The organism is Pontibacter sp. HJ8, from assembly GCF_054824225.1.
This window is the reverse complement of record NZ_JSYF01000157.1, coordinates 1-9536: the sequence shown is the minus strand read 5'-3', so window position 1 is coordinate 9536 and position 9536 is coordinate 1. Positions and strand designations below refer to the sequence as shown.

The following is a 9536-nucleotide window of genomic DNA, read 5'->3' as shown; positions in this document are numbered from 1 at the left end:
AAGTTCGGTTACTATCTTCTTGCGGTAAGTGCCTGCCTCTTCCAGGGAATCTATGTAGCGCTTTGCCTCTTGCTTCTCATCCTCGTTTTGATAGAAGATGGCCGAGCGATATTGCTTCCCTACATCTGGTCCCTGTCTGTTCAGGGTTGTGGGATCATGGGTGGCAAAAAACACTTCCAGCAGCTCCCGATACGAGATCTCAGCGGGATTATAGTATACCTGTACCCCTTCTGCATGGCCCGTTTTGCCAGAACTTACCTGCTGATAAGTTGGTTTAGACTCCCTCCCGCCTGTATAGCCTGAAATCACTTTATGTACTCCCTGCAGGCGCTCAAAGTAAGCCTCGGTACACCAGAAGCATCCGCCGGCAAACGTTGCCGTCTCTAAATGCGTCGTATCCGTAGTACTGTCGCCATAGGAAAAGGAACTGGCCTCTAACTGCGCTCGCTCTGTGGTTGACTCCGTGCAAGACCAGAGCAGCAGGAATACAGGGAATAGGAAAAATGTATGTATTTTCTTCATGGTAAGTGCACCTATTACTTAAGCTACGGGAATAAATAGAGTCGCGGTATAGTTATAGTTTCAGGCAAGCCATCAGGCTTGCAGGTGTCGGTTAGAGCCTAACAAATAACCAATCCCAAAGTTTAAGCGGGCAATAATCCGGCCAGGAATCCATTTACTCGCCGTGTTTTTTATCAGCGATCACTTTGTCAAAGTCCCACTCGATGCGGTGCCGGAAAGGCTTTCGCCTTACCTCACAAACCCTTTTGGTGCAGACCGTACAGGAAGCTTCCACACAGGGATCAGTATGCACAAATAACTCAATGTCGGGATCAATTTTCTCTTTGACCAGTTCGCCTACTGCTTCAACCTCTTCATGCGCCTGCAAAACCGTCAGGTACCAGGGTACGGTGAGGTGACAATCAATGTGCAGCGTATTGCCATACTTGATCACGCGCAGGTTATGAATATCAATCCAGTTCTCCCGCCGGTTCTCGTTGAGTACCCGCACGATCCGCTTGAGCAGTTCGTAATCAGCCTCATCCATGATGCCTGCCAGGGCCGTGCGCAATATGCGAAAACCGGTATAGCAGATAAAGGCACCAAAAATAATAGCCACTGCACTATCCAGCCAGATCTCACCAGTGATGTAGATCAGCAATAGCCCCACAATTATACCTGCCGTAGAGTAGGCGTCTGTTTTGAGGTGCTTCCCTCCTGCTACCAATACCAAAGAGTTGGACAGATTCCCCCTGCGCTCCGTGATATAGCCTATGACGTAGTTGACGATACCGGATCCGGCTGTCAGGTAAATACCAATATCCAGGCGGGTGAGCTCGTGCGGATCGAAGAGATTGTAAACTGACTTCAGGATGATAGCTCCGCCTGCCACCACAATGAGGGAACCCTCCAGTGTAGCCGCTACAAATTCTATTTTCCCGTGCCCGTAAGGATGATTCAGATCCCGGGGACGCGCGGAAAGTATGAGGCTGTAAAGTGAAACGGTGCCGGCTACGACGTTGATAATGGACTCCAGGGCATCGGTCAGGATGGCATTGGAACTGGTCAGGTAATAGGCGACAAATTTGGCTACCATCAACAACACACCCACAACCACTACCAGTAGTTGCAGCCGCACGTTATCGCTTTGTCTCTGCAGGATTTTTCTCATTTATTTCGATAGCCTCCCTAAGAAATTCGCCCCTGAAAAATGTGGTCAGTTTTTAAAAAGAAGGCAAGGCCATTTCTGAAGCAAGATACAATAATTAAACGGGAGGTGTTCACTTCCGGACCACGTCGGATCAAACTATAGGTATACGATAAAGCAGCATACGGCTCCATACCGATACGGAAATGAGGCAGCAGCAAACTGTACTATTCCGTAACCAGCGACAGGGCAATTAAATTCAAAAATCGGGCAGGTCTAAAGCGATTAATAAAGCGTGTCGGTGAGATCTAACCAGTTTGGGTTCATCGATTCCACGAGGCGTGAGGTTTCCTCCAGGCTGCAGGCTTTGATGTGCCGTTCCCGCACGAGCGCCACCTCTTCCATATCGTAGTGTTCGTAGTATACCAGTTTGGGCTTGCGGGCAGGTTCACCGCTTTTCGGCACATAGTGTTGCAGGTTGTCCGAAACCCCGATGTTCAGGTCTGACTGTGGCTGCTCCCCAAAGATATATACAAAGTAGTGGCCTTGCTGTGCTTGCATATGAGTGTTCTTTTAGATTTCATTATACGCAGCTACCGGTACCTCGTTTTGGTTTGAAGATATTATTAGAAAGAGATCGTTTGCGGGATGTTATACAGCTATTGGCGTTGTTGCAGCAGTATCGGTTCAATAGATTGGAGCGAAGTAGCTGGTAGGTATAGCTAATACTGATCCAGCCAATCGAGGGCTTCCTGAACTGAGAAAAAAGTTTTGATTTCCATTTCTTTATAAAGCGCGATAGCGTTGTCAATGCCTAGCTGGGTAAAGAAATCAGGGGAATACACCCAGGCAAAATATTCAACTCCGGCTTCGCTCAGGGCAGGCAGCCATACCCTGCCAAGCCATTCAGACGCGCCCGAATGCCCGGGCACTTTGGAATTATTATTGAGAATTTTCCGGACCGGATTTTCCTTAACACATTTGAGCATTTGCTCGCAGCCCTTATGCCCTCTGTTCGAATCAAGCACACCTGTCCATTCAGCAGTAAGTAACTGATTGTCAGCAACCAGCTTTACTTCCAGAAAGTCATTCTTAAACAGGATTTTGCTACTATCTTTCCCCACAAACAGCATGGCCAACGTTCCTTCTCTTTTCTTGTACTTTTAACTTTAAAAATGCGCTCAAGTTACCTCAATGTTCTTAATCATTAAACTATCCTAATAAAACAGTTTTTATTTGAATTTTTTATATCGTATATACTGTTCTAAGCTTGTAACTTACCTACTACGGGCAATTCATACATGCGGATATTCCACAATAAGTACTGCGCAATTCATTACTATACAGACCAAAGTTTACTACTCCTGGAGTGGCTCTCCCAACCCGACATAAAGTCCCTCCTGTCCGTTTACAACAAAGGCATAGACTTCGCCATTCAGTGCAGAGCCGAGAACTGGATAGCGGACAATCACAGAGGTATAAACCTGGATGTATCCATGCAACGTGCGCTGGCAGAACTGAGTGCCGATCGCCTGCAGCACTCCAGTATCAGACGCTTTGCCCGGGTTGTGCCGTTGGATATTTTTCAGGAAATGGTTTCGCATCAGCTTGTCCGTATGTTCAACCAGCATGCTACTAACCGGATCCGTTTCGAATTGTTCAGTAATGCGGAAGATGCCCGCTACTGGGTGCAGCAGGAGGACGCTATACCTGCTTACGCCTGACCGGAACGATCCAACTGCCTTTGGCGTACTCCTAAGCAGAAAGGAGACCGCATAATGGCACTTGGCCCGAAACTGATAGAAAAACTGAACAAAGTATTTGCGCCGGACACCCGGCTGGATATGAATTACAATGGCAAAGACCTGACGGTGATCACCAATGAACTGGGTGAGCCCATCACCTTATTCATTGGAAAGCGGCAGGAAGATGGTGCCATAGCCGGAGAGCGTTACGTTCGCAAAATCATCCGCGACCAGAACACCCAAAAGATACAACGCAGCCACTGGGACCTGAAGGGTAAAGTAAGCCGCAGCAGTTAATTCTTTGCAACCTAGAGTTCCTGCATATCAAAATCTTTTCCGCGGCCGTACTGCAGGAGCTCGTGCAACAGATAGGTATCGAGTGTTCGCAGATCCTTTACCAGGAATGCTCCCTCTTCGGGCATGTCTACCACCTGAAATTCAAATTGCTCCCCGTAGTTCTGCAACACATACTTCTTCCCTTTTCTCAGGTTATCAAATGATATAGCCATACCCGCTCCTCTCGTTTTTTATTCAGGCAGCAAGTATAGCCTGCCTTTTGTTCAATTCTAAACCTTTACGCTAATTTAAATTTGAAGGTATAGGCCCGGCCCTGCTGATTGCAAAATATTGCGGTATGGCCGGATGCCCGATAAGCCTTACCTTTGCAGGTATAACAAAAGAACTGTGCTGGAAATACTGTATGAAGATGAGCGCTATGTAGCCGTAAACAAGCCCAACGGGCTGCTGGTACACCGCACGCGCATTGCTGAAGAGAAAAAGGAGTTTGCCCTGCAGATGCTCCGGGACCAACTGGGCTACCAGGTATACGCCGTGCACCGCCTGGACCGGGGCACGTCCGGGGTATTGCTATTTGCCAAAAGTCCCGAAGCGACCGGATTGCTTGTAAAGGCTTTTGAAGAGAGAGAAGTGAACAAGCTTTACTATGCCATCGTGCGGGGGTATGCGCCTGAACAGGATACCATCGACAGCCCCATCCGCCCGGACAAAGACCACAAGCACAAAGCGCCGCAGGATGCCGTAACGCATTACACTCGCCTGGCTACCATAGAGCTTCCTATACCTGTAGGAAGGTATAGTACTGCCCGTTACTCCCTGGTGCAGGTGCAACCTGAAACCGGGCGTATGCACCAGATCCGAAAGCATTTTGCTCACATCCGGCACTACATTGTCGGGGATAAAAGGCACGGTGACTGGCGTCATAACCAGATGTTCCTGGAAGAACTGCACAGCCCCTACTTGCTCCTGCATGCCGGCTTGCTGGAATTCATTCATCCTGTAACCGGGGAGAAAGTATCCATTGCAGCTCCTATGCCGCAGAACATGCACCGCTTGTGCCTGCAGTTTGGCTGGGAAGAAATTTTGCAAAAGGAAGGCGTTACCGTTGTGGTCGGCAGCCTATGAGGGGTACAGCATCCGCTTCACCATCTCCACCTGCAGGTTGGCGACCAGTGCGTTTCTGGAATCGGAATTCAGGGCGGTGAGCAGGTAGGCTACAGGAGATAAGCGCCAGTCCTGCACTACTTCGCCGTTGCGGGACCTGTACACGACTTTGAAATTCTCCTGCAAGGGCATGTGGAGGCAGTTGCATACCTCGGTTGCCCGTTTAACGGCAAGGCTGAGCTCTTGGAGGTTATTACAGCCATGCTGTTCCAGCAGTTCGCTGGCGTAACAGGTCAGGTTGCGGTCGGCCAGGCTGTCCACAAAGCTTTCCAACGGGCTATTGATGGTGGTATGATCCAGGGTCATTAACATGGCTGCTCCGGCTTAGGGTAACACGATTCCAGTACTTCCTACTTCCTTATACATTGGCTGCTTTGCGCTGATGTAATTCCCGCAACTGCAGCATCAGGCTACGCTCTTCTTCTGACAGGTGAATGGGGAGCTGTACTTCTATCTTTACGTACAAATCGCCGTACTGATCAGGCTTCCCATACACTGGCATGCCCTTGCCGCGCAAACGCAAAGTTTTGCCATTCTGGGTGCCGGCAGGTATTTTCAGTTTAATCTGCCCGGTGAGTGTGTTTACCTGCACTTCTCCTCCCAGTATAGCCGTGTACATGTCCAGGTTGAGACGCGTATGCAGATCATCACCCTGCCGCTCAAATCCGGGATGTGGCTGCACCTGCACCCGCATGTACAGGTCGCCGGGCGTGCCGCCTCCCATGGCCGGACCGCCTTTGCCTTTGATGCGAAGTACCTGCTCGTTGGCTACGCCGGGTTTGGTCGTAATGCGCAGTTGCTGTCCATTAACAGTCAGCTGACGGGAAGTTCCGTTGTAAGCTTCCTCCAGTGTGATGCTCATTTCGCCTTCATAATCCTGTCCTTTGGCTGCCCGGGCCCGGCTTCCCCGGAATTCGCCTGTTTGCTGGGCGAAGCCACCGCCAAAAAACTGTTCAAAGAAATCCGAAAAGCCGCTTCCGCCGAACATGTCGCTGGCGTCGCCTTCGTAGCGGGTACCCCGGAAGCCACCACCCGGCTGTCCTCTGTACTGGCCTGCGCCCTGCTGGAACTGGCGCCAATTGGCTCCCAGCTCGTTGTACTGCTTTCGCTTCTGCTCGTCTCCCAGTACCTCGTAGGCTTCGCTGATGTCCTTGAATTTTTCTTCGGCAGCCTTGTCGCCTTTGGTTTTGTCAGGATGATATTTTTTGGCCAGTGCACGGTAAGCCTTTTTGATATCGGCCTGCGAAGCAGACTTCTCTACACCCAGTATCTTGTAGTAGTCCTTGTAGTCCATGCAGTAAATGTTTTCGCTTCAAGATAAATAAATTCCTTCCGCTTTACAGGTATAAAACGCAATAAAAGAGCAGTAGTTATCAGGCCGGAAGCAAAAAACGAAGCACCCCTTTGCGGAGGTGCTTCGTTTCTGAAAGCCAATGCTTCTGCTAATTAGATCGTGTCTGTTACAACCAGCAGCGCGTAAATGATACCAGGAATGATACCCAGCAACCACAGGATGATACTGATCCAGAAAGAAGTCCCGATGCCATCATGCAGGAAAACGGCCAAAGGTGGAATCAGGATAGCCAGGATGATCTCAATGATGTTCGTTCCGCCGCCACGATCCTGTTTTAGCACTTCACGGAATTCTTTCTTGAATTCTTTTTTCTCAGCCTTCGTCATGGAAGCGATACGCTCCTTAGCCATGGCCAATGCCTCTGCTTCCGTGATCGTAACTTTTTCAGAAACTGCCGCAGCAACCGGCGCTACTTTCGGAGCAGGAGCTGCAGTTGCAACCGGAACGGCTACGCTCGCTTCCAGTACGGGCTCTTCCACTACCTTTGGAGTGGCTTTCTTTTCAGCAGCTGCTAAGGCTACTTCCGTCATGGTCATCTGAGGCATTGCCTCCTGGTCAGCGGCAGGTTTCTTCTTCAGCTCTTGGTAAGGTGCTTGCTTGTTGGCCGCAAATTCATAGTACTTGGCTGAGCTACAGGCAAACATCAGTTGCGCTGCCACCAGCACCAGTACCAGGTTAAGTAAACTTTTCAATCTCATAGTTTTAGGAATTTAAGGTAATACATATTGCAGCAGATGCCGGAGCTTTCTACAGCACCATCAAATATACACGAACAGCTGTCATTTTATATGCAGAACTCTTCATATATATCTAACAGTACTTATAATTGACGTTTTTTGTTATTCAAAATCACTTTTTGTTAGTAACCGGCTTATTTGAGAGAGAGCTCCTCCTGCTTTTCCTCCAGCATGAGCTGCAAGGTACTGCGCAGGAGCTGCTTCAGCCGTTGCCAGCCAGGCCCGTTTTCTTCCGGAAACTTCTGATTGATTTCTATTTCGATCCCGGCGTACTGATCGGGGGTAAATTTGCGCCGCAGGTAGGTAGGAAAACCATCTGCTATACCCAGGTAGGGGTAGTTGAAGCGAACGTTCAGCTGCTTGTCCTGCTGCAGGAGCGCAGCTTTCCATTTTTTGCAAATGGTCCGTTCCAGTTTGCGTTTGGGGTCGTATAGGAGACCTACATCGGCCTGCCGCTCCTCCCCCTCCAGCACCGGCGTAAAGCTGTGCACGGACACATGCAGCACGCGTCTCCCGGCCGAAACCAGATCCCGCACCATGTGTTCCACTTCCTGGCGGTAAGGTACATAGTACTCCTTGAGCACCTGTAGTTTAGCTTTATCAGACAGGCCTTTGCTAAACTCAGAAAAGAGCTTCGGGTGACCTTCCGAACGGTTTAACTCTACCAGAAGTCGGGTCGTTTCCGAATAAAAACTGACGTCCGCTACCTGTTTCATGCTGTTGAACAGGTCCAGGGCACCAATGTCATAGCCGTAGTGTGTCTGCAGCACATCTTCATGACCTTTAAATAATTCTTCATACGCAGGAGGCACTCTGTTGCCTCCGTGTTCACAAGTCAGTAACAGTTTTAGCATAGTTTGTCCGGGATAAAGACTGCGCCCTGCTGCAGGCAGCGGGCAAGAGCAGCGTATACCTCTTTAATTTTTTCCTGGGTAGGGTTCTCTCCGATTGCCTCCACAATCCGCTTGGACAGGCAGCCCCGCGAAAGAATCACATTGAGTGCATGGGCTATTTCCGGCTGCTCTTCCGGCGTCATGGTTTCCTGTACCAGGTGCTGCCACAGCTCGCCCACCGTACAGTTATCCGTACACTCAAAGCCAAAGCAACGGATGAACTCCCTATCCGTTATCACCGTTTCCTGTCCGCTCCGGATCACCTGCAACAGCAGGTCCGACAACCTGTTTTCGTCCCAGCGCTTTAGTTCCGGAAGCTTCACCCAGCGCTCTGCTACCAGTGCCTGCACGGTGGCTACAATCGCCTGCAGCACAGCCAGGTCAGCCAGGGGGCTCTCCTGTATGTCGATCAGCCGGATCTCGATGGCATTCCGGTCAAAACGGGCAATGGCCCCGCGCGAATTCAAAAACTCCTCCTGCAGCACTCCCTCCGGATCGTAGGGGGCAACGGCCACATACATCTTCTGCAGGATCTGCTCTTCATACTCCTGCCGGCTGAAGACCGCTTCGGGTACTACTTTACCGGCGATGGCCGGCACTTTGTCCTGGTTGTGGCGGTATACCTCCAGCCGCGTGTCCAGTAGTCCGGAAATCTGGCCATCCAGCACAGGAGAAGAAGCTGCAATAGCCGGTATGAGCGGGAGCACCATGCGGATGGCGGCATGCAGTTTCCCGAACTCCTCGTCGTTGCCGAAAGGCAGATTCAGGTGCGTGCTCTGGAGGTTGGCCCAGCCGTGGCCCCGGCAATCGAAGATGCGGTTATAGGCTTCGTAAATGGCATTGTGCTCGTGCGGCCAAAGGGCTGTATCGGTATAGGGGTTCATGAGCGGATGTGCGCCAGTCGGCAGCAGCATGGCATGGTGCTTTTCGAGCATCTGGTTGATCTTCTGCACATGCGCCAGAAATTTGTGTTCCAGTCCCTTGAGTGAATCAGCAGGCTCCTGTGTTTTCAGCTCCACCACATGCAGCACCAGTTCATTGGACCAGGCCATGTCCCCGAATTCCACATCCGATACATAAGCTCCTACCTGATCATAGATCAGTTTATCCGTGATGGGCTTTACCTGGAGTGTGTCCTTATCCACGATCATGTACTCCATCTCCACGCCATAGCCTTCAAATAAATGCAGTGTTCTGGTGCTAGCGCTATTCATCTGTTCGAACGTTTTTGTTGTCATCTATGCGTTTTTTTATGGATTTCAGGATGGAGAGGTAGAGCTCCTTTTTGAGTATCTGATCTTCACAACCGGAGTCGATACTGGGGTTATCGTTTACCTCGATCACATACGCCTTCCCGTCAATCTCTTTGAGGTCTACCCCGTACAAGCCGTCCCCGATGAGGTTTGCCGCTTTCATAGCGGTGTGCAGCACTGTAAAAGGCACCTCTTCAAACGGAACTGTCTCATGATCTCCTTCCGTGTCATTTTTCTTTTTGCCGTTCCAGTTGTAAATCTGCCAGTGGCCTTTAGCCATAAAATACTTACAGGCATACAAGGGCTGCTTATCCAGTATACCGATGCGCCAGTCGAAGTCGGTCGGTGTGAACTCCTGCCCGATGACCAGCTCCGAGTCGGCCAGCATTTCGTCCAGCTCTTTTTCAAGACTCTCATGGTCTTTTGCTTTGACCACCCCCTGCGA

The 9536-nt window shown here is 50.3% G+C and carries 14 protein-coding genes; 3 read left to right on the top strand and 11 right to left on the bottom strand.

What is annotated here, in order from left to right:
* From msrA to OB13_RS08135, 4 genes are all read right to left on the bottom strand, one after another.
* The coding region (msrA, locus tag OB13_RS08150) for a peptide-methionine (S)-S-oxide reductase MsrA (RefSeq protein WP_461489664.1) at positions 1 to 522 on the bottom strand (522 nt) is incomplete at its 3' end.
* Positions 523 to 676: 154 nt separating this feature from the next.
* The gene (locus tag OB13_RS08145) at positions 677 to 1672 is read right to left on the bottom strand and encodes a cation diffusion facilitator family transporter (RefSeq protein WP_461489663.1); all 996 of its coding nucleotides are present in this window, start codon (positions 1670 to 1672) and stop codon (positions 677 to 679) included.
* A 261-nt stretch (positions 1673 to 1933) separates the two neighbouring features.
* The gene (locus OB13_RS08140; RefSeq protein WP_461489662.1) at positions 1934 to 2209 is read right to left on the bottom strand and encodes a GIY-YIG nuclease family protein; all 276 of its coding nucleotides are present in this window, start codon (positions 2207 to 2209) and stop codon (positions 1934 to 1936) included.
* Between the two features lie 161 nt (positions 2210 to 2370).
* Entirely contained in the window at positions 2371 to 2787 is a 417-nt protein-coding gene (locus OB13_RS08135) for a hypothetical protein (protein WP_461489661.1), read from the bottom strand.
* 162 nt (positions 2788 to 2949) lie between these two features.
* On the opposite strand from OB13_RS08135, the gene OB13_RS08130 reads away from it, so the two are divergent.
* Entirely contained in the window at positions 2950 to 3372 is a 423-nt protein-coding gene (locus tag OB13_RS08130) for a hypothetical protein (protein WP_461489660.1), read from the top strand.
* 54 nt (positions 3373 to 3426) lie between these two features.
* Positions 3427 to 3690: a hypothetical protein gene (locus tag OB13_RS08125; protein ID WP_461489659.1), complete on the top strand. Its 264-nt coding sequence runs from the start codon at positions 3427 to 3429 to the stop codon at positions 3688 to 3690.
* Between the two features lie 11 nt (positions 3691 to 3701).
* Here OB13_RS08125 and OB13_RS08120 read toward each other — a convergent pair whose 3' ends face one another.
* Positions 3702 to 3902, bottom strand: coding sequence for a hypothetical protein (locus OB13_RS08120; protein ID WP_461489658.1), 201 nt, complete (start codon positions 3900 to 3902; stop codon positions 3702 to 3704).
* Between the two features lie 175 nt (positions 3903 to 4077).
* Here OB13_RS08120 and OB13_RS08115 point away from each other — a divergent pair, with 175 nt between their 5' ends.
* Entirely contained in the window at positions 4078 to 4815 is a 738-nt protein-coding gene (locus OB13_RS08115; RefSeq protein ID WP_461489657.1) for a pseudouridine synthase, read from the top strand.
* On the opposite strand, the gene OB13_RS08110 is transcribed toward OB13_RS08115, so the two are convergent.
* The 6 genes from OB13_RS08110 to OB13_RS08085 all read right to left on the bottom strand — a co-directional run.
* Positions 4810 to 5166, bottom strand: coding sequence for a hypothetical protein (locus tag OB13_RS08110; RefSeq protein ID WP_461489656.1), 357 nt, complete (start codon positions 5164 to 5166; stop codon positions 4810 to 4812). The two genes, OB13_RS08115 and OB13_RS08110, sit on opposite strands and share 6 nt — an antisense overlap.
* Before the next feature lie 46 nt (positions 5167 to 5212).
* Positions 5213 to 6148, bottom strand: coding sequence for a DnaJ C-terminal domain-containing protein (locus OB13_RS08105; RefSeq protein ID WP_461489655.1), 936 nt, complete (start codon positions 6146 to 6148; stop codon positions 5213 to 5215).
* Positions 6149 to 6300: 152 nt separating this feature from the next.
* Positions 6301 to 6906, bottom strand: a complete 606-nt coding sequence (locus OB13_RS08100) for a YqaE/Pmp3 family membrane protein (RefSeq protein ID WP_461489654.1) — start codon at positions 6904 to 6906, stop codon at positions 6301 to 6303.
* 173 nt (positions 6907 to 7079) lie between these two features.
* Entirely contained in the window at positions 7080 to 7799 is a 720-nt protein-coding gene (locus OB13_RS08095) for an N-formylglutamate amidohydrolase (RefSeq protein WP_461489653.1), read from the bottom strand.
* Positions 7793 to 9052: a carboxylate-amine ligase gene (locus tag OB13_RS08090; protein ID WP_461489652.1), complete on the bottom strand. Its 1260-nt coding sequence runs from the start codon at positions 9050 to 9052 to the stop codon at positions 7793 to 7795. The genes OB13_RS08095 and OB13_RS08090 overlap by 7 nt, the downstream gene beginning before the upstream one ends.
* The coding region (locus OB13_RS08085) for an ATP-grasp domain-containing protein (RefSeq protein WP_461489651.1) at positions 9045 to 9536 on the bottom strand (492 nt) is incomplete at its 5' end. The genes OB13_RS08090 and OB13_RS08085, both read right to left, overlap by 8 nt.

Excerpts from the sequence above, each read along its gene's own strand:
- OB13_RS08145 (WP_461489663.1), bottom strand. The coding sequence starts at position 1,672 with ATGAGAAAAATCCTGCAGAGACAAAGCGATAACGTGCGGCTGCAACTA.
- OB13_RS08140 (WP_461489662.1), bottom strand. The coding sequence starts at position 2,209 with ATGCAAGCACAGCAAGGCCACTACTTTGTATATATCTTTGGGGAGCAG.
- OB13_RS08130 (WP_461489660.1), top strand. The coding sequence starts at position 2,950 with ATGCGGATATTCCACAATAAGTACTGCGCAATTCATTACTATACAGAC.
- OB13_RS08125 (WP_461489659.1), top strand. The coding sequence starts at position 3,427 with ATGGCACTTGGCCCGAAACTGATAGAAAAACTGAACAAAGTATTTGCG.
- OB13_RS08120 (WP_461489658.1), bottom strand. The coding sequence starts at position 3,902 with ATGGCTATATCATTTGATAACCTGAGAAAAGGGAAGAAGTATGTGTTG.
- OB13_RS08110 (WP_461489656.1), bottom strand. The coding sequence starts at position 5,166 with ATGTTAATGACCCTGGATCATACCACCATCAATAGCCCGTTGGAAAGC.
- OB13_RS08105 (WP_461489655.1), bottom strand. The coding sequence starts at position 6,148 with ATGGACTACAAGGACTACTACAAGATACTGGGTGTAGAGAAGTCTGCT.
- OB13_RS08100 (WP_461489654.1), bottom strand. The coding sequence starts at position 6,906 with ATGAGATTGAAAAGTTTACTTAACCTGGTACTGGTGCTGGTGGCAGCG.
- OB13_RS08095 (WP_461489653.1), bottom strand. The coding sequence starts at position 7,799 with ATGCTAAAACTGTTACTGACTTGTGAACACGGAGGCAACAGAGTGCCT.
- OB13_RS08090 (WP_461489652.1), bottom strand. The coding sequence starts at position 9,052 with ATGAATAGCGCTAGCACCAGAACACTGCATTTATTTGAAGGCTATGGC.